The following is a 23,332-nucleotide window of genomic DNA, read 5'->3' as shown; positions in this document are numbered from 1 at the left end:
ATCCGGCACCAGCGCAGCAGGATTTTTGAGTCATGCATCGAAGCTCCGCTTACCCCAGATCAGGCGTCATTGCTTTGGGGCGCCAAGGTTGCGTGTGAAACCGTCGACTCTGCCCACCTGAGGCCCAATACGCCTCCAAAGCTCGGCCCTGTCTGTGGCGACCCGGTGCAGAATGGCACGCCAGGTAGGCTCGAGCGGCTTACGCGCCATGCGCGATGTCCTCCTTGGAAAGAGTGGAAGCACTAAGTGACGTCGCCGCAATTGACTCATGCGGATCGAACGCCCACCGGTGCTGAACATCGGCTTGAGATGGACAAACCAAGCCGTCAAGCTGATCACGCCGAGAAGCTCCAAGAAAGCGAATAGACGGGGTCAACGCTCGCCGCGCGCTCTTAACCTCTCCGTTGTTTCATTGACGAAGAGGACATGGAAACCAATCTCGATGGCGAACTGTGGGCGCTGATCGAACCATTGCTGCTGCCGAAGTCACATCGACCTTCGCACCTTGGGTGCAAGCCATAGGATGATCGCGCTGCCCTCACAGACAACTTGTCGTGCTGCAATCCGGCATTCCCGGGGGAGATGCCGCCCCAGCAAATGGGCAACGGCTGGGGCATGAGTTGCTGGGGCAGACACGCGACTAATTTGCGGCAGGCGTTTGGGACCGATTGCACGAACCCCTCTTTCAACTCCTGGCGAGTTCGGGGCTCCCAGGCGAGTCGGCTGCGCGCCGCCGCAGCACGATCCCGCAAATGGCCGGCAGCACAAACAGGGTTAGGACAGTCGCCGTCACCAAGCCGCCGATCACGACCGTCGCCAAGGGCTTCTGCACCTCGGCGCCGGTTCCGGTAGCGATCGCCATGGGCACGAAGCCGAGCGACGCCACCAGTGCCGTCATCAGCACGGGTCGTACGCGCTCCATGGCGCCTTCGATCACCGCCGCGTCGGGTGCTAGCCCATCCGCCATACGTTTACGGATCGCCGAGATCAACACCAGCCCGTTGAGAACCGCCACGCCGGACACGGCAATGAAGCCGACCGCCGCCGAAATCGAGAACGGGATGCCACGCAGCGCCAGCGCGAACACGCCGCCGGCCAGGGCCAACGGCACTGCCGTTAGCACGGTAGCGGTCAGCATGGCGTTGCCGATGGCCATATAGAGCGCTGCGGCAATCAGGATGAAGCAGATCGGCACGATGATCGCCAGGCGCTGGGTGGCGGCCTGGAGGTTCTGGAACTGACCACCCCATTCAATCCACGAACCGGTCGGCAGCTTCACTTCGCGGGCGATGCGTTGCGCCGCGTCGTCGACAAAGCTGCCAAGGTCACGCCCGGCCACATTGGCTTCCACGTAGATCCGACGTTTGCCGTTATCGCGGCTGACCTCATTCAGGCCCTGTGTAAAGCGGAATTGCACCAGTTGGCGCAGCGGCACGGAGCCGCGCGGCTGGCCATCTGCCGAGGGCAGCATCACCGGCAGCGCGCCAAGCATATCGAGATTGTCCCGCTGCGCGCCAGGCAGGCGCACCACGATATCGAAACGGCGGTCGCCGTCGAACACCTGGCCGGCGGCTTTGCCGCCCAATGCGGTCGACACGGTATCGGCCACCTCCTTGACGGTCAGACCGTAGCGGGCGATCGCCGCGCGGTCGAAGGCGATGTCGAAGGTCGGAAAGCCGCTTGTCTGCGGAACCCGCACGTCGGACGCGCCCGGTGTCTTGCGCAGCACGGCAGCAACGCGCTGGGCGGTGGCAGCCAGCTCGTCCAGATTGTCGCCATAGAGCTTGACGGCCACATCGCTGCGCACACCGCCGATCAGCTCGTTGAAGCGCATCTCGATCGGCTGCGTGACGTCGTAGTTGTTGCCCACCATCGGTGCGGTCTTCTCGCGGATACGCTCGATAACCTGTTCCTTGGTCGTTACCCCGGCTGGCCACTGATCTTTCGGCTTGAGGATAATGTAGTTGTCCGAGGCGTTGGGCGGCATCGGGTCGGCGGCCAAGCTTGCGGTGCCGGCCTTGGAGTAGACCGTCTTGACCTCGGGCAGGCTCATCACTGCGCGCTCGAGCGGCAGATCGATCGCCACCGACTGGTCGATCGACGTGGACGGGATCCGCACCGACGACAGGTTCAGGTTCTGCTCATCCAGCGTCGGCATGAACTCGCGGCCAACCAGGCCGAACGCCGCCACGGCCAGCACCAGCACGGCCACGCCCGCGCCGATGAACGGCAGCGGTCGGGCCACCGCACGTTGCAGCCACGGGCGATAGCGCTGCTTGGCGGCCACGATGACGCGCACCTCCTGCTCGGCCACATGCGAGCGCAGCAGGATCGCGATCATGGCCGGCACGAACGTCAGCGACAGCACGAAGGCCGACGCGAGTGCCAGCATCAGCGTGATCACCATCGGCGAGAACATCTTGCCTTCGACGCCCTGGAACGTCAGACACGGCACGAACACCAGGAAAATCACCATCTGGCCGTAGACGGTCGGGCGGACCATCTCGCGTGAGGAGGCGACCGTTTCGTCCAGCCGCTCGCGCAGCGTCAGCGTGCGGCCTTCCCGATGCTGACGCTCGGCCAGGCGGCGCAGCGTGTTCTCGACGATGATGACGGCGCCGTCGATGATGAGCCCGAAATCGAGCGCACCCAGACTCATCAGGTTGCCGGAGATGCCCAAGGCGTTCATGCCGATCGCGCTCATCAGCAGTGACAGCGGAATGATCAGCGCGGCAATGGCCGCGGCACGCCAGTTGCCGAGCAGCCAGAATAGGATGGCCACCACCAGCAGCGCGCCCTCGGTCAGGTTGCGCGCGACCGTCTCGACGGTGGCCACCACCAGTTGGGAGCGGTCCAGCGTCGGCACGATGACGACGCCCGGCGGCAGGGTTGTGCCGATCTTGTTGAGCTTCTCGCCAACCGCGTGCGCCACCGTGCGGCTGTTTGCACCGACCAGCATCAGCGCGCTGCCGACCACGGTTTCATAGCCGTTGCGGCTGGCCGCGCCGGAACGCAGTTCGCCGCCCACGTTGACAGTGGCCACTTGGCCGACCGTCACCGGCACGTTCTGCCGGTGCGCAACCACCGCTCGGGCGATTTCGTCGATGGTGCGGATGCGTGCGTCCGCGCGCACCAGATAGGACTCGCCCGAGCGCCGGATGAAGTTGGCACCCACCGAGAGGTTGGCGTCTTCCAGCGCGCGAGCCAGATCGGAGTATGAGATGCCGTAGGCCGCCAGCTTCGCTGCATCGGGCTCGACCACGTATTGCTTTACATACCCGCCGAGCGAATCCACGTCGGCCACGCCGGGCGTGGTGCGCAGTTGCGGCCGGATGATCCAGTCCTGCACGGTGCGCAGGTAGGCAAGCTTGGCAACCTGGTCGGCCAGGCGTTCGCCGCGATCGGTGAGGAAGCTGCCGTCGCTTTGCCAGCCGGGCTGGCCATCCTTGACCGCCGCGCCTTTGCCGTCGGGGTGCGCGTATTCGACGCTGTAGTGGAACACCTCGCCCAGGCCGGTGGAGACCGGGCCCATCTGCGGCTCGGCCCCCTCGGGGAGGTTGGGCCGCGCCTGGGCCAGCCGCTCCGACACCTGCTGGCGCATGAAATACAGATTCGCGCTTTCCTTGAAGATCACCGTTACCTGGCTGAAGCCATTGCGCGAGAACGAGCGCGTGCTCTCCACGCCGTTGAGGCCGGCTAGCGCGGTCTCGATGGGATACGTGACGCGCTTCTCGATCTCGACCGGGCTCAATGTCGGCACCACGGTATTGATCTGGACCTGCTTGTTGGTGATATCCGGCGTGACGTCGATCGGCAGCAGATTCAACTGCCATGCGCCGATCGCGGCCACCACGGCGGTCACGAACAGGACCATCCAGCGCAGGCGCACCGCGCCTTGCAGAATGCTGTGGATCATTCGTCGTCCCCGCCGCTCTTGTTCATCTCGGCCTTGACCAGGAAGGCATTGCGCGTCGCCACCTGCTCACCTGCACTCACACCCGACAGGATCTGCGCCACGCCACCGCGGCGGGTGCCGACCAGCACCGGCTGTGGCCGGAAGCCTTGCGGCGTACGCACGAAGAGGATGTCGCGCCCGTCCAGGTTTTGAACGGCGTCTTCCGGGACCAACAGGTCGTCCGCCTTGCCGGCGCGCGGATGCAATCGCACCTGCACGCCATCCCCGATTACCAGTGCGCCGGCGGCTGGCGTGGGCGTCAGGACCACCGTGGCCGCGCGCGTGCCGCCGCTCACGGTCGGTGTCACCGAGTGCACCACGGCTTGCAGCGGTGCGCCAGTCGCCGTCAGGATCGTCGCGGTGTCGCCTGCAGCGATGTGGGTGATGTCGGCAGCCGTGACCGAGGCCTCGACCTGCACTTGGCCCGTGCCCGCCACACGGAACAGCTCGGCCTGCGGCGTGACGGCGGCGCCGAGTACGGCAGCCTGCGCTGTCACCCGGCCAGCGATCGGACTGACCACGGCCACCGAGCGGCCATTGTCAGCAACATGAGCGGCGCGGGCGACCGTGGCGGCGCGCTGTGCTTCCGCGTTGGCCACGTCCAGGGCTGCCTTGGCGGCTTCCATCTCCTGACGTGGCGACACGCCCTGTTGATAGAGGCTGGCTTCCCGGGCGTAGGTCTTGCGCGCCAGCTCCGCCTTGGCCAGCGCCACGCGGCGCTCGGCCGCCATCGCGGCGGCGTCTGGGCTGTCCACCAGCGCCAGCACGTCGCCTGCCCGTACCGCGTCGCCCAGCCGGTGGTTGACGCGCTGGATGGTGCCAGACCCACGGGCAACGATGATCGCCTCGCTGCCTGGTACGGAAGCCACCGTGGCGGGGGCCAGGATTTCCGTGCTCACACCGCCCGTAGCAACCGGCCCGACGGCAATGTTGGCGGCGGTCAGATAGGCCTCGGGAATCTTGACCTCGGCCGGTGCGGCATGGACCGTTGCGGACTCTGCCTTGGGCGGCGGGGCGACTTTGGCTGGGGTTAGCCCGCGTGCAGCGCCGAAACCAATCAGTGCAGCGATGCCGGCAATCCCGGCGATCTTGGGCCAGCCCAAGGATTGGCGGTTGTCTTGCGTCATGGTGTTTCCTCGAAAGCCAGGCGGCCCTCTGCCTGTGCCAGTGCCGCCAGCGCGCGCACGCGCGCCAGGCTGGCATCAATCGTCAATCCCTTGGCCTCGAACAGCGCGCGCCGGGTGGCGAGCAGCTCGATCAGCGAAGTCTTGCCCGCGTCGTAGCCGATGCGGCCTAGCCGATAGGCCTCTGTGGCGGCTCGCTCGCCCTCGGCCGCAGCAGCCAAGCGCTTCTCCGATGCGGCCGCTTGTGCCAATGCCGAGCGGCGCGCAGCGGCCGCCTCCAGGCGAACGCTGTCCAGCCGCGCCTCGGCCGCCGCCTCGCGCTCCACTGCCGCCGTGGTCGCAGCATCGTTCCGGTCGAACAACGGAATCGTGGCGGACAGGCCCACGACGTACCCGCTGGCATTTGTCCAGCCATATCGCCGCAGCCCAGCACTGACGCCAACATCGGGGATCCATTTCTTCCGCTCGACCTGCACCTGAGCGTTCAACGCATCCCGCTCGGCTTGTGCCGTGAGAACAGCCGGCGTCTCGTCCGGCTTTGTCGTATTCGCGGGTGCAGGGCCAGCTGCCGCCAGCAATGAGGTGGGGAGCGTCGTATAGGGCTCGTCGGAGCCGGCCAGCACCGCCAAGTGCTCCAGGGCCTGTGTTGCCTCGGCTGTCGCCGCTTGTTCGGCAGCCTGCGCGGCCGCGACACTTGCTTGGGCCTGTGCGGCACGCAAGGCAGCCTCTTTGCCGAATTGCACCAGCGCCCGGGCCGCGCGCAGGTCGTCGGTTGCGCGCAGGCGATCCTCGGCTGCCAAGGCCTTGCGGCCAAGCATGGCTTCTGCCGTGGCATAGGCCACCGCCAGTTCAGCGGCATAGGTCACCCGCGTTTGCCGTTCGCGGGCCTCGGCAGCCACGAGGCCGCGTTGGCCTGCCTCGACGCGAGCACTACGCTTGCCGCCGATTTCCAGCGGCTGGGTGATCGTGTAGGTGTTCTGGCGCTGGCTTACGCCACCACTTTGCGGCGCGCCAAGGTTTTCGTACACCGTGTCCACGCGCGGATTCAGCCACGCACGTGCCTGAGCGGCGTCGGCGCCTGCCGCAGCCACGTTGGCGGCCTGTTCTCGCAACATAGGAGCATGCGCCAAGGACTGGCGCAGCAAAGCGGTGTAAGGCGGCGCCTCGGCAGCACTGCCAGGCATGGCAGCGAACGCCAACAAGAGCCCGGCAGCCTTGCGGTGGAAGTCATAAATTGCGGTGGAAATAGTCGACCTCCTCGTCGGAAGTCCTGGTATTTCACGCAATGTGTTGGTGGAAGCGGCCATGCTCGTTCCGTTTCATGGAAATGGTCAGTTGCGCAGAACAGGCTGTGCGTAGGTGCACACGCTTATGACTCGCATGCGCAACCTGAGAAGCACACTCGGCGTGGACAATCCATCAACCTGGAATCAATGTAGTATACCCCCCTATAGTATATTTGATGAGATCCTACATGAGCCACACAGTCCAAGAGAAGCAGAAGCTGCTCAACCGCGTGCGCCGCATCCGCGGGCAGCTCGACGCCATCGAGCGTGCGCTGGAGGATGAGCACGGCTGCGTTTCCGTCCTGCAGCAGATCACCAGTTGCCGAGGCGCCATGAATGGCCTGCTGGCGGGGGTGCTGGAAGACCACATCCGAACCCACCTCACCGAAGTGGATGCCGAACACGAGCACGCCAACGGCAGCGCCAAAGATCAGTTGATCGAGGTCGTACACAGCTATTTCAAGTGAGCCTGTTATGAGCGATTTCTACGACGCGCCGTTCGCCAGCGGCCATGACCACGTGTTCTTGGGTGCCGGGCACGAGAAGAACGAGCGCAAGACCTGGGCGGTGATCGTCTTGTGTGCCCTGATGATGGCCGTTGAGATCATCGGCGGCAGCGTGTTCGGCTCGCTGGCGCTGGTGGCCGATGGTCTGCATATGTCGACGCACGCCGGGGCCATGCTGATCGCGGCGCTGGCTTACACCTATGCGCGCCGGTATGCGCACGACCCGCGTTTCGTGTTCGGCACGGGCAAGCTGGGCGATCTAGCGGGTTACACCAGCGCCATCATCCTGGCGATGATTGCGCTGCTGATCGGCTACGAGGCGGTGGCGCGGTTCTTCTCGCCAGTGCCGATTCACTTTGCCGAGGCGATCCCGATTGCGATCGTCGGTCTGCTGGTGAACATCGCCAGCGCGTGGCTCCTGAGCGGCGGCGACCACCACGGCCACAGCCATGGCCATTCCCATGGCCACCATCACGGCGCCGCTCATGACGATGCGCACGACCACGGCGAAGACGTGCAGCACATCACCACGCCCGCTGGCGTGCTGGCTCTGTCGATCTTCGAGGATGGCGTGCCCCCTGTTTTCCGCCTGGCTGCGGAAGCCGCCGTGCTGCCGAATGACGCGGCGACGGTGACCACGATCCGCCCTGATGGCGCCCGTCAGGAATTCGTACTGGCCCGCAAGTCCGACGTCCTCGAATCCACCACGGACATTCCGGAACCGCATGCCTTCACTGCCGTGCTCAAGCTTGGCGGGCAGGAGCACACCGTCGTCTTTGAAGAGCACGACCACGGCTACGGTCACGAAGGGCACCATCGCGACCACAACATGCGTGCCGCCTACGTGCACGTGCTGGCGGATGCCTTTGTCTCGGTGCTGGCGATCATTGGCCTGCTGCTGGCCAAGACCTTCGGCTGGCTGTGGATGGACCCGCTGGCAGGCGTGGTGGGCGCACTGGTCATCGCCAACTGGTCATACGGGCTGCTGCGCGACACTGGTGGCATCCTGGTCGACATGACGCCGGACAAGCACATCGCCGGCCGCATCAAGATCGCCCTGGAAGCCGACGGCGACACGCTGCTCGACCTCCACGTGTGGCGTATCGGGCCCGGGCATCTCGGCGCGGTGGTGTCGGTGGGTACCCGCCAGGTGCAGCGCGGGCCGCAGTTCTATCACGGGCTCCTGCGGCGGTTCAATACGCTGTCCCACGTTACGGTGGAAGTGCATCCGCTGCCGACCAAATAGCGCAACGGCCAATACAGACGTTCCGCGAGGATGTCCTGCAGGGGGCACGGAGCCCAGCCGTAGGGCTGCTGCCACCGACGACGACAAGAAAGCGCCTTTGCGACCCGATCGGTATGCGCACGGTATCGCCGGCACCCGAGGCAACTTACGCGGGCGCGCTCCAGGGGACCGTCTGTCGGTGGCTTAGAGCAGCAGCGGCAACGAAAGGTTAATGTTTTGGGGTGGCCTGACGGTGGTGCATTCGCAGCACGCGTCCGGCGTCGTTGCACAGGGCTCCAAGCCATTTCGTACCGCAAGCCTGGTCGGAGAGCTCTTTGTGAGGCGCTCACACGTGATAATCCGCCATTATCGTGTGTGAGATCTCCAAGCCAAATCGCTGACTTGACCACTCAGATTGGTACGTATATACATAGTACGTATTACAGTACGAAATTGTAGAGACACATGGCTCGTGCCGGACTCAGCCGCCTAGATGTCAAACGCGCCCGCGATTCGCTGCTGGCGCAGGGACAACACCCGTCGATCGATGCGATACGTATCGCCTTAGGCAATACGGGCTCGAAAACCACCATTCACCGCTGCCTAAAAGAACTAGAAGAGGAGGAGGGCTCGGGGCTCAACCGCCTGGGTTCCACCTCCGATGCCATCTTGGATCTGGTGAGCCGTCTGGCGGCGCGTCTGCATGAAGAAGCGCAGGCCTTGGTGGACCAGCAAGCGACCACGTTGGTGGCCCAGCGAGAGCAGGCTCAAGCTGAAGCGGCTGAGCTGGTTGCGGACCTCATGTCGGCTCGTGCCGAGTTGGCCGACGCGCAGACGGCCCTTGCCACCACACGGGCGGCACACAGCGAAACGCAAGCCGAGTTGCAAAGTCGGACATTGGAGGCTGAGCGGCTGGCCCAGCAGGTACGAGACCTGACGGAACAGCGGGCCGAATACGATGGCTTCCGGCGCTCGTTGGAGGAGAAGCTCCAGCACGCGCACCAGGCACTGGAGCACTTCCGCAACGCCAGCAAGGAACAGCGCGACCAAGAGATCCGTCGGCACGAGCAACTGGTCCAACAACTGCAGGCGGAGCTTCGACAGACCAACCAGGCGTTGATCATCAAGCAGGGTGAGATCACCCAGTTAAACAAGGATGGTGCAAGGCTGGTTGCCGAAGCCGGCGCCGCGACCAAGCGTGTCCGTGAACTGGAGGCGCGAGGCGAACAGGTACAGACTGAATTGATCCACATACGCGCACACCAGACCCGGACGGAGGTGGAGCGCGACGCCCTGCGCGCGGCGCTGCAGGCGCAAGCAGAAGAACTCACAGCCGTGCGTGCGGAGCGGGAGCAGATGGTTGCAGCGTTGGCCAAGCTGACAGCGAGTCTCGAAGCCCAGCAAACGCTAGCTGCTGACTATCGGACGCAGCTTGGTTTTGGTGGGCCAGAGCCCCGAAACGCTGAGATCTAAAGAAAAAGCGGAGAGAGCTATTTCTTGCTGTCGCAGGCTCGCGCCCATCGCTCAGGCGACACAACGGTATGCAACCCAAGTTGTTTCGCCGTTTCGATCGGCAGGCGTAAAACTACGTCGGCGCCGCCTCGCTCGCGTGTACTCAATACCGCGCTAACCCCACAAAGTTCCAGATACACGACACCCACCTCGAAAACCTCCTCATAGAGGTGCCACGCTGGCTCGTCGCCTTCGGAAGGGCGATGGGCGATGGTCGCTTTCGTGCTCATGGAGGCCTCTCATGATATCTGGCAAGAAAACCAATGTAGCAGGCTCACTAAAAGTGCACACTGTTCACACGAGCCGGAATTCTCTGCGCTGTCTTGGCACGTATTTCTGCTACAAAGCCTGGAGTTGGGGGGGCTGGCCATCGCGTATCGCCGCATCATGAAAGCCACTAGACTAAGTGCATCCCAGGAGTCGAGATGAGTCGGGCAGATCGGGCAGAGCCAACCGCAGCGGACGCGAAATCACCCAAGGTAGTGATTCGCCGTTCCAAACGGAGACAGGTGGTCACACCTCAGGTAAAGGCGCAGTTGCGCGCGACCGCCCGAATCTCCCTACGGCGCACATTTCCCGAACTTCCAGAGTGGCGGCGAGATGAGTCCGACTGAGTGTATCGACACGGTGTGCGGGTGCCTGGACGGTCTTGAAAGAGGAATTCCCGGCGAGGCAAGTCCTTGTCTCTAGCGGATAACGACATGGCAGGCCAAGAAGAGCAGGTGAGCCGCGGCCGAGATCCGGAGTTCGTAGAGTAGCCCGGGAGGACCCTTGGCGATGCGGGTGGGCGCCTCTAGCGCAGCTTGGAGCGCTACATCGACCGGTGACTGAGGCGAGCCGCCTTGAAGACTTCCAGCTTGAGGAGCGTGCCATAGAAGACGCGCTCCGGAGCCAAAAGCTCGGCGAGCCGCATTTCCTTTAGAGCCTGGTGCAGTGTCATCAGCGAAAAGCGAAGGCATTAGCGCGCGCATCGTGCAGTGCGTGATGCCGGCCACCGTACTCACGGAAGTACGTTTCCAGTCGTTCCATATCAAGCCGGCGGCCCACGTGTTCGCACTGCCAGCCTGGGGGAATTTCGGCATCGAGCAGATCGAGCACCAGGTCGAAGTCGCCTTGATAGTCGAAGCACAATACCCGCTTGGGCTTTGCAGGCACGGCGAGCAGCCACGCCATTAGCTCGTCGCGCAATTGCGAGGCCGGCATCGAGCGGCCGGGGAACTGGCCGAGCTGCGGCAGCACAGCCGCCCGCACGAACTCGCTGCACGCGGACAACTCGAAGTCTGACACCTCCCCGTAGAACTCGGTCCCATCCTCGCTCACGATTGCCAGGCTGATGAGCTGGCAATCGATAAAGTCTGTGAATTCGGTATCGACAAAATAGCGTGTTTTCCACGGGCTGCGCGGGGCTTTGGAGGCATGCATGGCATGTGCAGACTGGATGATGTTGGGCCGGACTTGCGCGGGGAACCGGCTCGCCGTGGTAGAGCGCTTGGCGCAGTTGCTGACCACCGCGCCGCAGCGTTTCACCGTTTGGAGAGTCCCGTCGGTCCGGGGCGGCTGTACCACTGATCGCGAACCCAGGCATCCCAATCGTGGGCATGCGGGGTGACACACGTCTCGCCTTGGACTGCGATAAATGCGCTGCCTACCATCGCCTCAGCAAATTGCTGCCGCCATGGCTCAGGCACTTCGTCCATGCGCACGTACAAGCGGCCCTGAGACTCCCAGATCGGCACCGCTGCAATCAGCTCATCGCGGGTCATGCTTTGTCCTCCTCAAACGACTGTTCCATGCGCCTAGCGTCGGGCACGTTGACCGACCCGAGGGTACGAGTCTGCATCAGGCCGGCCAAGGGGGGCCAGCACTGGTGATACATGCGGCATCTCTGATGCGAGATTGCTTGCAGAGCCCGATAGGCTCAGAGTTACGCGAATAAGGTTCAGGGTAGCCCGAAATTGGACAACAGGCTGTCCCAGTCGCGCGGTAAGGTAGTACGGTTCAGTCAAGAACCTCAGGAGGCGAAAGGCGCTAGCGAGTTTTGACTGAGTCGAAGGACTCATGACCACTAGTTGACCAGCGGGAAGCAAAAATGGACATGGTTTCGCCAAGGTTCGAGTAACCAGAGGGAAGTCGCCAGATTTACATCGGGAGCGTCGCTAGATTTGCTTGAGTCGGACAAGCGATGCAGGGCCGGCTTCGATTCGCTGCAGGCCTTGTCATCGGAATTCTTTTATTTTACATAACACAAATTACGCGACATTTGGGTGTTGGTGCCAAATTGGAATGTCGCACCTGACCCAAATAGAAACGTCGTACTCCTAGGCCGACTGCGTTGAAACTGCGTTGGGAATCGTCGTCTGCTCTCGCACATATCTGCTCGGTTGCACAGTCCGTCCTGCATCCGATCACGCATGGCCGCCGTATATGAATCCAGCGCTGCGTAGCGCGTGAGGCAAGCCACGCAGCGCCCGATCCCTATCCGGCCCAAGGAGACTGACGATGAAGCGAGCACTGCTATTGGTTTTGACGCTGACCACCGCGACGCTGAGTGCATGCGGAGGCGGCGACGATGCACCCATGCCGACGGCATCGACTGCGGCGACGGCCCAGTTTCCGCAAAACGCCGACATGTGGGCGGGGCTTGGCGGAGACGCCAGCGCACCGGCAGCCATTTCAAAAGTGGTCGACGACGCGGTGTCCGGCTTGCTTGCGGACCCCAAAGAGGCGCCGTACTTCGCCAACATCGGTCAACCCGGGCACGATACGGTAGGACGCCTGAAGGCTTGCCTGAACCTCCAGTTCAAGGCGCTGTTTGGCGGCCCGTTCAGCTATCCAGGCAAAGTCTCGGCGGACGGCGCCACCGTCATGTGTGAGGACATGGCGACGGCGCACTCCGACGTCGGTATCCCGGGCTGCGTATTCGACCAGTTCATCACCGATGCCGCGGCTGTCATGAAGACCGATGGCGTTCCGGACGGGTACATCTCTCGTGTGGCTCCTGTGCTGACCGGTCTGAAGTCGTCCATCGTGTCGCCGATGCCTAAGTACCTGGGCCCTAACACCGCCCAGAACTGCCAATGAGCCCGCAACGCCGACTGCAACGCTACGCCGTGCCCAGTGTTGCAGCGCTTGCGGTGGCGATCGGTCTCGTCGGGGCGATGCATTTGAAGGCGGCCCGCCCTGTGCTGGCGATGCTTGGCGTCCCCTGCCCCGTCGACCAGACTACGGCCGAGCAAGTCAGCGCGCTGCGTGCAAGCGGACTGGCGCACTTGCGCGCGGATCGGTCCGCACCGGCGCGCCCGGTCCCCGGCGGGTTCGTGCTGGATGGCACGACAGCGGAGGAAGCCGCCCGCTGGGCACACGAAAACGGCATTGCATGCGATGACGTCAAGCACGGCTACAGCTATCTTCGCTGCCGCGGCGTCGATGCCAATAAGCTGGGTCTGGCCGGTCCGCCCGTCAGTGAGTTGTGGCTCAGCTTCGGTCCAGCCGGCCGCCTCATCGGCATAGACGTCTACCGGCGCGGTATGACTGCCAGCGACACAACTGCTGCCTGGAACGACGCGACAGATGCGTTGCGCAATGCGCTCGGTATGCCAACGTCGGCGGTGGGTGATGCATCACCGCAGGCATTGAGCGGGTCGCCACTGCAGACGGCACGTTTGCAGTATCGATTTGCCGATTACCTTGCCATCGTCACCGCCAGCAATCTTCCTTACGCGGGCCTGGCCGTGCGTGAGCAGTACATGTCGGCACGCCTTTGATTCACTTATTGCGGCCCGGCGGCAATCCATGCCGCCTCGCCGCAGGAAACATCACGACACGGATACAGCGGCGAGCGGCGCCGCCAACAACGCCGCAGCAACCGGCACGTCTTCCGGTGGATTCCTCGCGCCGGCGTCAATCGTGCCGATCGTCGCTGCGGTCACGGCCTCCAGCGGCAACGCCAGGGCGAACGTGGCGCCCTTCCCTTCGCCCGCGCTGGTCGCCGTCAACGTGCCGCCATGCAGCGTGGCCAGTTTGCGGGCGATGGCCAGCCCCAGGCCCAAGCCGCCATGATCGCTGGGACGCGACGCGCCCAGCTGCGCAAACGGCTCAAAGATCGTTTCGAGTTTCTCTGGCGGGATGCCCTTGCCGCTGTCGGACATGGCGACTTTCACGAGCGGTCCGTCCACGGTGACGGCAACGTCGATGTGCCCGCCTGCAGGCGTGTAGCGCATGGCGTTGCTGAGCACGTTGGAGATGATCTGGCGCAGACGCACCGCGTCGCCCACCACGGGCCCGCCGGCTTCCAACCGGTAGCGCAAGTCGATCTGCTTGCGTTGCGCGATCGGCATCCAGCTTTGGACCTCCGCCGAGACAATGTTCTCGATCCGCAGCGGCTCACGTTCAATGACCAGCTTGTCGGTTGCCGCGCGATTGACATCGAGCAGGTCGTCCACCAGCCGCGCCTGCGCATCGATGTTTCGGTGCAGCACTTCGACGCATCGCATGACGGCCTCAGGGTCAGCCGCTTTGGCAGCCAGCACCTCGGTCCAGGCCTTGATTGCGTTCAGCGGCGTGCGCAGTTCATGCGAAACCGTCGCGATCAATGCGTCTTTAAGCGAGCTTGCGGTTTGGGCTTCCTGCCGGCGCAGCCGCTCATGCTCCAGGAGCCGGTCCCGCTCCTTTTCCACCAATTTCTGCTTGGTGATGTCGATCGTGATGCCGTCAAACTGAACGGGGTCGCCCGATTCGGAATACCGCGTGCGGCCCATCGCCCGCAGCCATCGCACATCGCCCGACGGCGACAGCGTCCGGTATTCGATGTCGTAAGGCACGGCGCGATACACCGCCGCTTCAACCGCCTCGCGCGTATGCGCAACGTCGTCAGGGTGCAGCCGGCCGTAGAAGACGCCGATATCGACCTCGGCATCGGCCGGGAGCCAGAAATGCTCTTTGCACTTCGCATTCCAGACGATCTTGTGCAGCGGCATCGGGCAATAGAACGTGCCGATCTCTGCCGCTTCAACCGCCATGCGCAGCATCGCCTCGTCTTGAAAGGCGTCACGCGCCTTGCTGCGGGGGCGCTCGACTTTGTCGGTAACGCGGTGGAAACGAATGATCGCGCGGCGGGGCTTCGTCTCTTCACCTTCGGGCAGGATTTCCGCGTTGAAGCGGACGCCGCGCGGCACATCGAGTTCAATCGTTTGCGGGGAAGCGCCACGAATGGCTGCCGAAATGGCATTGACAAGTGCATCCGTGTGCAGATCGAGTGCGTGTCCCTCTTGAAGCGGCAGCATGAGTGTGTCGCGCGCAGCTGTATTCGCGAACACGATGAAGAGCCGCTCGTCTACGACGATATACGGTTCAGGAAGGACCTTTAATACGCCGTAGGGCAGTTGCATTGGAGCCGCCAGTTGGAAGCCGGCAGGTTGCCAGCCAAGGCATTGTAGGGTGTTGCAAACGCGGCCGCACCTTTTACTGCAGGCGCAACGTCAGGAAGGGGCGTCCCATGCAGACGGCACCGGGTTTCACAAAACCGCGCGGCCACAGCGTTCATGGCAAAGCGCCTCGCACTCACAGCACAGTTCGGCACACTGCGCTGCTCCGCTCAGGCCGGCACAGGCGAACGCCAAGCCCGCGCAGTGCTCCATGCAACTGCGATAGATGAAGTACGAGGAATGCTCGGTTTCGACACCCGGCAGTGCGGCGGCCATGTAGCAGAAATGGCTGCACTCGCGCGCGACGGCGGCGATGCGGGGCGGCACGCGCGCGGACAACGCCAGGCGCTCACATTCCTGGGCGCATTCGAGAAAACGGTCGGACGACCGCGCGTTGATGGCGCCGGCAGGGCTCGATCGGCTGTCCCGTGCAAAAGGCATGGTTGGCGTGAATCTGCATGACATACCTCCAGATGCGCAATTTTCCTGCCCAGGCACCGTCCCACAGAAAAAAATAAAGGCGGTCCGGAGAGAGGTGGACCGCCTTCAAGACCGTGGGGAGAGCGAGCTCTCAAAACCAATGTATCAGCGCCGAGTTCAAATGTATTTATCTAAATACATGCGTTGTGTACAAACGTGGCGTACAGGCGACGGTAAAAATGACACGGTCACAGGGGGGGGAGGTAACAGGCTTCGCGTGGCAGCAAGGCGCCGCTCAGCAACGTCATCGCGGGAACCTCCTTTTTTGACGGCGCTCATGAGAGGCGCGTCAGCCTGCAAAGCGGAAGTGCCCGCTGTGAAGCGTGATCTCCTTCGACCCCGTTTGCTCGAACAGCAGGCGTGCGACTTCTTCGATATCGCCGCGGTGCACCTGGAATGCAGTGAGCAGATCGTCCGACCGGCAGGACCGCGCGCCGAAATGGTCTTCGAGTGCCTCCGCCGTGATGGCGTAGCTTGCGCAGGCGCCATCGACCGATGCGCGGCAGTGCAGACGCGCCCCTGCTGCGCAGTAGGTCGGGTCGTCAGGCAGGAACCGGATCTGTTTCATGATGGCCTCCAGATATACCGAATCGTCACGCCCTGCGGCGGCGACGCTTCCTTTTTGGGCAGCAGCCCGTTCTCGTATGTCGCGTCGACCTTGCCCCTGGTCCATGTCGCCAACTGGCTCAATGGCGAACGCGTCATAACGCTTGAACTGACTCATGACTGCCTCCTGAGATTGGCCCAGAAATTCAGGACCACCAGAATCATCGTGGCACGACGGTGCTGGAGCGCCTTGCCGTAGATCAACGGGGCCGCATGGTGGCCGTCGCACCGGTTCGCGCCCGGCGCGCGGCGAGCGCAACGCATCAAAGGCGGATTCGCAGATGCGGACACTGAACGTGAAAGCGCGGGCACATATCCGGCGAGGCGCTTCGCGTGCGCGTCTGCCAATCTGCGATTTAGCACCGCCCACCGGGCAATCAACTACCTTGAAAGAACGCGTGACAGCGATGGCGCTTGGCACGCGCCGCCCGGTTTGCGCTATATCAACGCGCCGAACTGTTGAGGGTCTACGCTGCAGATGGATTCTGCATTCGTCGCACGCGTTCACCTGTTTGCGAAGACACCACCGGAGATCGACATGCAACAACCACCCGATATGGCCTGCAATCTGGCGAGTGCCGCCATGCGCGATATAAGCCGCACCGCCAGTTTCATGCTCGAATCGCAAATCGACTTGGCTCACTTCCGGCTGAAGCTGGCCGAAGCGGCGTTGGAAGATGTGCGTCAACTCGAACATGAACTGAGCGGAACGCATGACTGGACATCGCTGGCGTCTGCGCAAAGCCTCTTCATGAAGATGCAGTCGAGTCACAGTGCGACGGCGCTGAAGACGTGGGCCGAGTTTACGAACAAGCTGCAGGCCGCCTATTTGCGTCGGCTGACCGAGTGGACGCAGCAGATGCAGCAGCCGGAAGGGCAAACCTCTTCGTCTCAGTTGTTCGCCGCATCGTCCGATTCGTTGAAGGCCTTCTTTGACAGCTTTAACCTCATGGCCCTGCCCGCCTCCGAAGCCAAGAAGACGGGACTGGCACGTACCGCAAAGGCAAAGGCGGAACAGGCTGCCTGATCGACCGGTGCCCGGCGCAACACACCTGTTTGAAGAAGCCGGCGTACTTGAACACGTTGCCGGCTTGGCGCGCGCATGGTTTGTACGCCATCTGTGCGCAACCATCCAACCCCCGCCACATGTGAGGTAGCGTCGTGCGATTCAAGGATCGACTGGATGCAGCCCGCATGCTGGCGCAGGCACTGGAAAAGTACAGGGGCCTGCACCCCTTGGTGCTCGCCATTCCACGGGGGGCAGTACCTATGGGCGCGCTCATCGCAACTTCGCTCGACGGTCAGCTGGATGTGGTGCTGGTTCGCAAGCTGGGCGCGCCGTTCAACCCCGAACTGGCCGTCGGCTCCGTGGAAGAAGGTGGTTGGACCTACATCGCTCCGTATGCAGCGCGCATTGGCGCAGATACGACCTACCTCGAACAGGAAAGCACCGAGCAGATGGATGTGATCCGCCGGCGCCGCGCGCTCTATACCCCGAACCGCGGCCCGTATGGCGTGGAGGGACGCATTGTGATCGTGGTCGACGATGGGCTGGCAACCGGGGCTTCCATGAAGGCTGCACTCCACGCCATTCGGCAGCGGCATCCGCAGTGCCTCATCTGCGCGGTGCCCGTGGCAGCGCCGGACAGTTTGGAGGACATCCGCCCGCTGGCCGATGAAGTCGTCTGCCTTTACGCGCCGATGGGTTTCCACGCGGTCGGTATGTATTACGCCGACTTTCCTCAGGTCGAAGAGGCGGAGGTGCGTGCAGCGCTCGGCGCCGCTCCGCAAACCTAACGCCAGGCAGGCTGCCCATGACTCCACGCGACAACTGCGCCCGGATCGGTAGTCAGGGGCGCGGCGCTGGAAGCCCTGGTCAACTTCACCGCGCAGCGTCAAGGCTCCGTTTTCGACGGGATCCGCACACCGCCAACCCGCCGGACAGCCTCTTCCGCCGCGTGCTTGTCTGCAAACGTATCGACGCTGCCAGAAAGTGTGACGACGCCGTCCTTGGCTTTCACTGCAAAGCTGCTGGCATCCACTGCCGGATCCCACTGCAGTTCTTCTTCGACATCGTGCTTGAGCTGGATATCGTTCTTCATTCGTGATCTCCTGATGTCCGATCGGCCCCCAGACTCAGTCAGTGCGACATCAGCACCGGCACGGTCATCGTCTTGAGCAGCGTGCGCGTCACCCCGCCGAGCACGAGTTCACGCAGGCGGCTATGCCCGTAGGCGCCCATGACGATCAGGTCGGCGTTGAAGTCGGCCGCTCGCGAGAGCAGCAACTCGCCGATGGCGGTGTCGGAATCTGCGCAATCGGTCTCTTCCACCGTGGCATGAATGCCGCGCGCGTTCAGCGCACGCGCAACCTGCCCCACGGTGGTTTCTTCGGCCCAGTGCTTCGGCTGGGTGCTGGTGATCTGCAGCACGTGCGCGTTCGCGCCTGCCATGATGGGCATGGCGTCGTGCAACGCCCGGGCCGATTCGCGACCACCGCTCCAGGCCACCAGAACGCGCTTGGGCAATGTCGTGAAATCGCCGGCGTACGGCACAACCAGCACCGGGCGGCCCGACTCCAGGATCAGCGTTTCCACAAAGTCGCCGGCGACAAATTCGTCGGGTTCATCGTGGTTTCGTTGTCCGACCACCAGGAGGTCGGCTTCCCGCGCTTCGCGCAGCACGAGCGCCACGGGGTCGCCCTCCACTGCGCGCCACTCGGTTTCCACCGGAAGCCCTTCGGTCGCCAGGCGAAAGCGCGCGTGCACGGCATCGCGGATGCTGTCGCGCCGGATTCGGTCTTCCTCCAGATAACGTGCAGCGTTTTCCATCATGTAGAACCAACTGACGCTGGGCGCAAAGCTCGCATAGATGCCGACAAGTTTGGCGTTGTGTGCCCGCGCATACTGGGCCGCAAGGTTGAGGCGGTGCATGGCGCGTTCGCTGCGGTCCAGATGCACCATCACGCTGGTGTAGGTCATGGTCAGATTCCGGTGTCGTGTCAGAGAGGGGCCGCGAGCTAGGCGATGACGGCATTGCTCAGCGGTTCTGTCGCTGCACGCCGTGTTTCTGTCGGCACCGCACGAACCAGCAGCACAGGCAGTGTGCTCATGCGCACAACGCTCTCGGCAACGCTGCCCAGGAACAGCCGGCGAAAGCCGCGTCGCCCATGCGTGCCCAGCACCAGGGCTTGAGCACCGACGTTGTGGGCAGCCTGTTCAATGGCCGTGCCGATATCGAAGGTTCCGATGGGATCGTCGACCACCACGCTGTGGACATGCACACCGGCCTTCTCGGCCTTGGCACGCGCGTCGGCCACGATTTGGTTGCCCTGTTTGACCAACGCTTCGGTAAAGGCGCCCACATCGACATAGCCGACGTCGTACATCAGATACGAGTTGTCGATGATGTGCGCGATGACCAGTTCGGAGCCGAGCTTTTGGGCAAGCTGGATAGCCTCGTCCAGCGCCCGATCTGCGGTAGGGCTGCCGTCCACCGCTACCAGAATCCTGTCGTACATGATGTGCCTCCATCGAATCCGTCGTCTGCCCCATGCGGGGTTGCTGAATTCCATGTTGGACCACCCGGCGGATCGCCCCTTGATTTACATCAGCGTTTGGCTCGCCAGATCGGCCGCCAATGGCACTTGATCTGCCTCAATGAGTCGGGCGCACCGCTCGATAGACTCGTCCGCTAACGGCTGTCCATCTAAGGCAGTCACAGAAAGCTCACGGCACCTTGTGCGGGATCAACTTCTGACACCGGCCCGTTCTTATAGTGAAAACCTACGCGCATCGAGTTCAGCATGAGGGTCGACGAGATTTTGCTCCCACCGCATCGTCCGGATCCGGGCAACCGCGACGCTGGCTGCAACGGAACTGCGATTGCAGCGAACCGCCGTTTCATGTGCCGCCCAATCTGATTCTCTAAATCGTCTTTCCACCGCTTCCAGGAGCGCTGCCATGTTCACCAATGTTGGAACCGCGGACCGTGCCGTCCGCATCTTGATCGGCCTCGCCATGATCCTGCTGGCGTTTTTTGACAAGGTTCCCGCATGGGTGGGCTGGGTGGGGTTGATCCCTCTGGCCACCGGGTTGATCCGCATGTGCCCGCTCTATTGGGTGCTGGGCATTGGGCGGGATTGACTAGGCGACAAACCAGCATGCCGCCGCGCCGCAACGGAGCCGTGATGTTCCCGGATGCGCGCGGCCATGGCCGTCCTGCAGGTGGTGACGCAAGACCTTTGACGCGCATCAACAGCCCCGCCGCCACGCTGTCTACGCTGTTTACACGCGGTGCCCGACTGCGCAACGCCTTGGAGACCACCATGTATCAGCGAATCCTGCTCGCCATCGACGGCAGCCACGCGTCCTACCTCGCGCTGCACCAGGCCATTGTGGTCAGCAAGGCGACGGGCGCGGAGGTCGAAGCCCTCTTCGTTGCCGATAGCAGCGACATCACCTTCGACATGGTCGGCGCGGACTCGATTGCCTACGCCAAGCAGGTCGTCAACTACGGCCGCGACACGCTTGCCGAGGTCTCGAAGAAGCTCGACGCGGCGGGCGTCAAGCATTCGACCAAGCTGCTCGAAAAATCCATCGCGCCGGGGCAGATCTCCGCAACGATCGTCGCGGAGGCCAACGAGACGGCGACGGACCTGATCGTGCTCGGCACCCACGGCCGGCGCGGGCTCAAGCATCTGGTGCTCGGCAGCGTGGCTGAAGGCGTGGTGCGCAAGACCAACAAGCCGGTGTTGATGGTGCGCAGCGAGGTCGAGGAGTAAGGCCACAGCCTTTCCCGATCGTCTGACGCCGCCCGTCCGAGCTAATCGGCGGGCGGCAAAGTCTTGCTCAAAGCGCTTGCGCACCTGAGTGCACTCGGCCCTTCCATCCGGGTCCAAACCGACGCCGCCTCCTTCTGCGTCAATTTGACCAAGGCGCGTTTGTTACTTTCGGTTCCAAAACGCAGCCAAATCCTCATCCCAGTGGTCGATGCATCGGCTTGGGGCCATTGCCCGCGAGCCTGCCCACCAATACTGCGGCCTGCGACAGGCGTGCGGAGCGCATCACTCCAGAATCCTGCCCGCCCAGATACACTCGACCATGGAAGACTTTCTCTCGCACCTTCATCCCGAACGCCTGAACTTCATCTGGGACGCCTTCAGCCGCCTCGCCGTCAGCCTGTGCGCGGCGATGCTCATCCTGTTTCTCGGCTGGTGGATCTCCAAACGCATCGGCCGGTGGCTCAACCGGCTGACCAGCGGCCAGACCCGCGTCGACGCCACACTCACGCCCATCCTCTGCGACATCGCCGTCTGGGGCATCCGGATTCTCGCCATTGTCGGGGCGCTGTCCCGGCTGGGCATTGAAACGGCCAGCATCATTGCCGTACTGGGCGCGGCGGGCCTTGCCATCGGGCTGGCGCTGCAGGGCACGCTGCAGAACATTGCGGCTGGCATCATGCTGCTCGCGCTACGGCCCTTCCGGGTGGGCGACTACATCGATGGCGGCGGCGGTGAGGTTGCCGGCACGGTGGAAGAGGTCAGCCTGTTCATGACGCGCCTGACCAAGCCCGACGGCATCTGCGAATACGTGCCGAACAGCGCGCTGTGGAGTCACTCCGTGCGCAACTACACGCGCAACCCGACCCGCCGGCTGGATCTGGAGACCGAGGTCTCGCTGCAAGACGATATTCCACGTGCCCTTGAGGCGCTCAAAGCGCTGGCTGCCAACGAGCCGATGGTGCTGGCAGACCCGGCACCGCTGGCCATGGTGATGCGTTTTGACGACAGTGTTGCCGTGCTGAACTTGCGGGTCTGGGCCCGAACCGAACACTTCTGGGACATGCGTTGGATGCTCGCCCAGCAAGTCCGCGCCACCCTCGCAGAGGCCCGCTGTGCCGTGCCTGTGCGGATTCGCGAGCTACATATCGTCCGTGACGCCGCACCGGAAATGGATGACGGACAGGACCGTCAAGGCCGCAAATCCGTCGAGACCCTCGCCCGATAAGGGTTGGGATTTTCTTGTGCATTCGCAAACGCATTGCATAGACTCACCTTTCAAGGCATCTCTATAGGCAATGCATCATGTGTCGCTGGCTGGCGTATTCAGGCAATCCCATTCAAATGGAGACAGTGCTGTTCCGGCCGCGGCACTCGTTGATCGACCAGAGTCTGCGCTCCCGCCTTGGCGGCGAGACGACCACCAACGGTGACGGCTTCGGTATCGGCTGGTACGGCCGCTACTCTGAAGTGCCCTTCCGCTACCGCTGCCTGCATCCCGCGTGGAACGACACCAACCTGCGTGAAGCCGCTCGCGCCATCCGCTCGTCGATGTTCATCGCCCACGTGCGTGCGGCCACCGACACCCCGGCGCAGGAGACCAACTGCCATCCGTTCCGCTACGGCCGGTGGCTTTTTGCGCACAACGGGCTCATCCGCGAATACCCGATGCTGCGCCGCGCGCTGATGATGGAAGTGGCGCCGGAGCTGTTCCGCTGGATCGAGGGCTCGACCGACTCCGAGATCATGTTTTTCCTGGCGCTGTCGTTCGGGCTCGACCGCGACCCGCGCGGCGCCCTGGAACAGATGGTCGGGCTGATCGAAGACATCGGCCGCCGCCATGGCGTCGAATACCCACTGAACATGACGGTCTGCGCAACGGACGGCGTCCAGATCGTGGCAGCGCGCTATTCCAGCGAGGGGGAATCGCGCTCGCTTTTCCACAGCACGTCTTTCAAGCACCTGCACCAGCTCTATCCTGACAGTGCCGCGATTGAAGACGCGGGCGACGACGCCTTCCTTGTGCTGTCCGAACCGCTTGTCGACCTGCCCGGCGCTTGGGCCGAGATCCCCGAAGAGACCGTCGTCATCGTCAAGGGCGGCGTGGTCGAGCACCACCGTTTTGTGCCGCGCAAGCCCGGCCCCACGGGCTTCGACCTGCCAGCCAACCAGGCTTCCTACGGGCGCGAGGTCGGCTGACCACCCAGCCGCAGGGGTGATACAAACGTCACCCCACTCTTTTTTCCTGCTCCGCTGAAACCTCCTGACAAAACGCTGTCAGGAGCCCTGCGTTACGCTCCCGCCCGCGACCCGTTTCGTAGACGAACCGGATCTTCATAATCCGCTACAGTTTACGGCTCGAATTCTGATTGCCGACGCAGCTGCCATAGGTTCACCCGCGCCGGCATTCCCCCTTACCTCCAAGCTCCAAGGAAC

22 protein-coding genes and 2 pseudogenes are annotated in these 23,332 nt (G+C 63.3%); 12 read left to right on the top strand and 12 right to left on the bottom strand.

The genetic code is table 11. The annotated features are described in order from the left end of the window. Positions 1 to 685 precede the first annotated feature (685 nt). Genes R2676_RS24165 through R2676_RS24155 form a run of 3 tightly spaced genes read right to left on the bottom strand, consistent with a single transcriptional unit; the run spans position 686 to position 6,386 of the window. Positions 686 to 3,916: a CusA/CzcA family heavy metal efflux RND transporter gene (locus R2676_RS24165; RefSeq protein ID WP_012755726.1), complete on the bottom strand. Its 3,231-nt coding sequence runs from the start codon at positions 3,914 to 3,916 to the stop codon at positions 686 to 688. Beyond that, positions 3,913 to 5,082, bottom strand: coding sequence for an efflux RND transporter periplasmic adaptor subunit (locus R2676_RS24160; protein ID WP_021197783.1), 1,170 nt, complete (start codon positions 5,080 to 5,082; stop codon positions 3,913 to 3,915). The genes R2676_RS24165 and R2676_RS24160 overlap by 4 nt, the downstream gene beginning before the upstream one ends. Continuing rightward, on the bottom strand, positions 5,079 to 6,386 hold the full coding sequence (locus tag R2676_RS24155) for a TolC family protein (protein WP_009238034.1): 1,308 nt from the start codon (positions 6,384 to 6,386) through the stop codon (positions 5,079 to 5,081). The genes R2676_RS24160 and R2676_RS24155 overlap by 4 nt, the downstream gene beginning before the upstream one ends. A 167-nt stretch (positions 6,387 to 6,553) precedes the next feature. Between R2676_RS24155 and R2676_RS24150 the strand changes: the two genes are divergently transcribed. From R2676_RS24150 to R2676_RS24140, 3 genes are all read left to right on the top strand, one after another. Continuing rightward, the gene (locus R2676_RS24150) at positions 6,554 to 6,832 is read left to right on the top strand and encodes a metal/formaldehyde-sensitive transcriptional repressor (protein WP_009238035.1); all 279 of its coding nucleotides are present in this window, start codon (positions 6,554 to 6,556) and stop codon (positions 6,830 to 6,832) included. A gap of 7 nt (positions 6,833 to 6,839) precedes the next feature. After that, positions 6,840 to 8,117 (top strand): CDF family Co(II)/Ni(II) efflux transporter DmeF, encoded by a 1,278-nt coding sequence (gene dmeF, locus R2676_RS24145; RefSeq protein ID WP_009238036.1) that lies wholly within the window; start codon positions 6,840 to 6,842, stop codon positions 8,115 to 8,117. A 444-nt stretch (positions 8,118 to 8,561) separates the two neighbouring features. Further along, the gene (locus tag R2676_RS24140) at positions 8,562 to 9,569 is read left to right on the top strand and encodes a DNA-binding protein (protein ID WP_316857633.1); all 1,008 of its coding nucleotides are present in this window, start codon (positions 8,562 to 8,564) and stop codon (positions 9,567 to 9,569) included. Positions 9,570 to 9,586: 17 nt separating this feature from the next. Here R2676_RS24140 and R2676_RS24135 read toward each other — a convergent pair whose 3' ends face one another. The 3 genes from R2676_RS24135 to R2676_RS24125 all read right to left on the bottom strand — a co-directional run bounded on the left by R2676_RS24135 (position 9,587) and on the right by R2676_RS24125 (position 11,371). Beyond that, positions 9,587 to 9,838, bottom strand: a complete 252-nt coding sequence (locus tag R2676_RS24135; RefSeq protein WP_206274419.1) for a hypothetical protein — start codon at positions 9,836 to 9,838, stop codon at positions 9,587 to 9,589. Positions 9,839 to 10,547: 709 nt separating this feature from the next. Next, positions 10,548 to 11,030: a 3'-5' exonuclease family protein gene (locus R2676_RS24130; protein ID WP_316857632.1), complete on the bottom strand. Its 483-nt coding sequence runs from the start codon at positions 11,028 to 11,030 to the stop codon at positions 10,548 to 10,550. Between the two features lie 101 nt (positions 11,031 to 11,131). Then, on the bottom strand, positions 11,132 to 11,371 hold the full coding sequence (locus tag R2676_RS24125; RefSeq protein ID WP_206274418.1) for a hypothetical protein: 240 nt from the start codon (positions 11,369 to 11,371) through the stop codon (positions 11,132 to 11,134). Positions 11,372 to 12,107: 736 nt separating this feature from the next. Here R2676_RS24125 and R2676_RS24120 point away from each other — a divergent pair. Then, a complete protein-coding gene (locus R2676_RS24120; RefSeq protein ID WP_206274417.1) occupies positions 12,108 to 12,689 on the top strand; it encodes a globin family protein in 582 nt (193 codons plus the stop codon). 53 nt (positions 12,690 to 12,742) lie between these two features. Beyond that, entirely contained in the window at positions 12,743 to 13,372 is a 630-nt protein-coding gene (locus tag R2676_RS24115) for a hypothetical protein (RefSeq protein WP_316887539.1), read from the top strand. Between the two features lie 51 nt (positions 13,373 to 13,423). Here R2676_RS24115 and R2676_RS24110 read toward each other — a convergent pair whose 3' ends face one another. The 3 genes from R2676_RS24110 to R2676_RS24100 all read right to left on the bottom strand — a co-directional run bounded on the left by R2676_RS24110 (position 13,424) and on the right by R2676_RS24100 (position 16,079). Further along, positions 13,424 to 14,995: a sensor histidine kinase gene (locus tag R2676_RS24110; protein ID WP_206274415.1), complete on the bottom strand. Its 1,572-nt coding sequence runs from the start codon at positions 14,993 to 14,995 to the stop codon at positions 13,424 to 13,426. Between the two features lie 126 nt (positions 14,996 to 15,121). Next, on the bottom strand, positions 15,122 to 15,472 hold the full coding sequence (locus tag R2676_RS24105; RefSeq protein ID WP_206274414.1) for a hypothetical protein: 351 nt from the start codon (positions 15,470 to 15,472) through the stop codon (positions 15,122 to 15,124). A gap of 328 nt (positions 15,473 to 15,800) precedes the next feature. Beyond that, positions 15,801 to 16,079, bottom strand: coding sequence for a DUF1488 family protein (locus tag R2676_RS24100; protein WP_206274413.1), 279 nt, complete (start codon positions 16,077 to 16,079; stop codon positions 15,801 to 15,803). Positions 16,080 to 16,655: 576 nt separating this feature from the next. On the opposite strand from R2676_RS24100, the gene R2676_RS24095 reads away from it, so the two are divergent. The 3 genes and pseudogenes from R2676_RS24095 to R2676_RS24085 all read left to right on the top strand — a co-directional run bounded on the left by R2676_RS24095 (position 16,656) and on the right by R2676_RS24085 (position 17,914). Next, positions 16,656 to 17,144: a hypothetical protein gene (locus R2676_RS24095; RefSeq protein ID WP_206274412.1), complete on the top strand. Its 489-nt coding sequence runs from the start codon at positions 16,656 to 16,658 to the stop codon at positions 17,142 to 17,144. Positions 17,145 to 17,151: 7 nt separating this feature from the next. Next, positions 17,152 to 17,274 (top strand): annotated as a pseudogene (locus tag R2676_RS24090) (alpha/beta hydrolase); the annotation flags it as partial. 4 nt (positions 17,275 to 17,278) lie between these two features. After that, positions 17,279 to 17,914, top strand: coding sequence for a phosphoribosyltransferase (locus R2676_RS24085; protein WP_206274411.1), 636 nt, complete (start codon positions 17,279 to 17,281; stop codon positions 17,912 to 17,914). Here R2676_RS24085 and R2676_RS24080 read toward each other — a convergent pair. The 3 genes and pseudogenes from R2676_RS24080 to R2676_RS24070 all read right to left on the bottom strand — a co-directional run. Next, positions 17,897 to 18,219 (bottom strand): annotated as a pseudogene (locus R2676_RS24080) (BON domain-containing protein); the annotation flags it as partial. The gene R2676_RS24085 and the pseudogene R2676_RS24080 sit on opposite strands and share 18 nt — an antisense overlap. 38 nt (positions 18,220 to 18,257) lie before the next feature. After that, positions 18,258 to 19,097 (bottom strand): universal stress protein, encoded by an 840-nt coding sequence (locus tag R2676_RS24075; RefSeq protein ID WP_206274410.1) that lies wholly within the window; start codon positions 19,095 to 19,097, stop codon positions 18,258 to 18,260. 38 nt (positions 19,098 to 19,135) lie between these two features. Continuing rightward, on the bottom strand, positions 19,136 to 19,636 hold the full coding sequence (locus tag R2676_RS24070; protein ID WP_206274409.1) for a universal stress protein: 501 nt from the start codon (positions 19,634 to 19,636) through the stop codon (positions 19,136 to 19,138). A gap of 442 nt (positions 19,637 to 20,078) precedes the next feature. Here R2676_RS24070 and R2676_RS24065 point away from each other — a divergent pair, with 442 nt between their 5' ends. The 4 genes from R2676_RS24065 to R2676_RS24050 all read left to right on the top strand — a co-directional run bounded on the left by R2676_RS24065 (position 20,079) and on the right by R2676_RS24050 (position 23,095). Then, positions 20,079 to 20,261 carry a YgaP family membrane protein gene (locus R2676_RS24065; RefSeq protein WP_206274408.1) on the top strand — a complete coding sequence of 61 codons (183 nt, stop codon included), beginning with the start codon at positions 20,079 to 20,081 and terminating at the stop codon, positions 20,259 to 20,261. A 182-nt stretch (positions 20,262 to 20,443) separates the two neighbouring features. Further along, positions 20,444 to 20,899, top strand: coding sequence for a universal stress protein (locus R2676_RS24060; RefSeq protein ID WP_027678951.1), 456 nt, complete (start codon positions 20,444 to 20,446; stop codon positions 20,897 to 20,899). A gap of 319 nt (positions 20,900 to 21,218) precedes the next feature. Beyond that, entirely contained in the window at positions 21,219 to 22,124 is a 906-nt protein-coding gene (locus tag R2676_RS24055) for a mechanosensitive ion channel family protein (RefSeq protein ID WP_206274407.1), read from the top strand. 77 nt (positions 22,125 to 22,201) lie between these two features. Beyond that, positions 22,202 to 23,095 (top strand): class II glutamine amidotransferase, encoded by an 894-nt coding sequence (locus tag R2676_RS24050; RefSeq protein WP_206274406.1) that lies wholly within the window; start codon positions 22,202 to 22,204, stop codon positions 23,093 to 23,095. Positions 23,096 to 23,332: the final 237 nt, after the last annotated feature.

The sequence above is a fragment of the Ralstonia flatus genome (assembly GCF_958439105.1).
Taxonomy (GTDB): domain Bacteria; phylum Pseudomonadota; class Gammaproteobacteria; order Burkholderiales; family Burkholderiaceae; genus Ralstonia; species Ralstonia flatus.
The sequence above is the reverse complement of the archived record's forward strand: the minus strand, read 5'-3'. Positions and strand labels throughout refer to the sequence as shown.

What these genes read in the sequence shown, in the direction of transcription:
- R2676_RS24165 (WP_012755726.1), bottom strand. Translation starts at nt 3,916, where the DNA reads ATGATCCACAGCATTCTGCAAGGCGCGGTGCGCCTGCGCTGGATGGTC.
- R2676_RS24160 (WP_021197783.1), bottom strand. Translation starts at nt 5,082, where the DNA reads ATGACGCAAGACAACCGCCAATCCTTGGGCTGGCCCAAGATCGCCGGG.
- R2676_RS24155 (WP_009238034.1), bottom strand. Translation starts at nt 6,386, where the DNA reads ATGGCCGCTTCCACCAACACATTGCGTGAAATACCAGGACTTCCGACG.
- R2676_RS24150 (WP_009238035.1), top strand. Translation starts at nt 6,554, where the DNA reads ATGAGCCACACAGTCCAAGAGAAGCAGAAGCTGCTCAACCGCGTGCGC.
- dmeF (WP_009238036.1), top strand. Translation starts at nt 6,840, where the DNA reads ATGAGCGATTTCTACGACGCGCCGTTCGCCAGCGGCCATGACCACGTG.
- R2676_RS24140 (WP_316857633.1), top strand. Translation starts at nt 8,562, where the DNA reads ATGGCTCGTGCCGGACTCAGCCGCCTAGATGTCAAACGCGCCCGCGAT.
- R2676_RS24135 (WP_206274419.1), bottom strand. Translation starts at nt 9,838, where the DNA reads ATGAGCACGAAAGCGACCATCGCCCATCGCCCTTCCGAAGGCGACGAG.
- R2676_RS24130 (WP_316857632.1), bottom strand. Translation starts at nt 11,030, where the DNA reads ATGCATGCCTCCAAAGCCCCGCGCAGCCCGTGGAAAACACGCTATTTT.
- R2676_RS24125 (WP_206274418.1), bottom strand. Translation starts at nt 11,371, where the DNA reads ATGACCCGCGATGAGCTGATTGCAGCGGTGCCGATCTGGGAGTCTCAG.
- R2676_RS24120 (WP_206274417.1), top strand. Translation starts at nt 12,108, where the DNA reads ATGAAGCGAGCACTGCTATTGGTTTTGACGCTGACCACCGCGACGCTG.
- R2676_RS24110 (WP_206274415.1), bottom strand. Translation starts at nt 14,995, where the DNA reads ATGCAACTGCCCTACGGCGTATTAAAGGTCCTTCCTGAACCGTATATC.
- R2676_RS24105 (WP_206274414.1), bottom strand. Translation starts at nt 15,472, where the DNA reads ATGCCTTTTGCACGGGACAGCCGATCGAGCCCTGCCGGCGCCATCAAC.
- R2676_RS24100 (WP_206274413.1), bottom strand. Translation starts at nt 16,079, where the DNA reads ATGAAACAGATCCGGTTCCTGCCTGACGACCCGACCTACTGCGCAGCA.
- R2676_RS24095 (WP_206274412.1), top strand. Translation starts at nt 16,656, where the DNA reads ATGCAACAACCACCCGATATGGCCTGCAATCTGGCGAGTGCCGCCATG.
- R2676_RS24075 (WP_206274410.1), bottom strand. Translation starts at nt 19,097, where the DNA reads ATGACCTACACCAGCGTGATGGTGCATCTGGACCGCAGCGAACGCGCC.
- R2676_RS24070 (WP_206274409.1), bottom strand. Translation starts at nt 19,636, where the DNA reads ATGTACGACAGGATTCTGGTAGCGGTGGACGGCAGCCCTACCGCAGAT.
- R2676_RS24065 (WP_206274408.1), top strand. Translation starts at nt 20,079, where the DNA reads ATGTTCACCAATGTTGGAACCGCGGACCGTGCCGTCCGCATCTTGATC.
- R2676_RS24060 (WP_027678951.1), top strand. Translation starts at nt 20,444, where the DNA reads ATGTATCAGCGAATCCTGCTCGCCATCGACGGCAGCCACGCGTCCTAC.
- R2676_RS24055 (WP_206274407.1), top strand. Translation starts at nt 21,219, where the DNA reads ATGGAAGACTTTCTCTCGCACCTTCATCCCGAACGCCTGAACTTCATC.
- R2676_RS24050 (WP_206274406.1), top strand. Translation starts at nt 22,202, where the DNA reads ATGTGTCGCTGGCTGGCGTATTCAGGCAATCCCATTCAAATGGAGACA.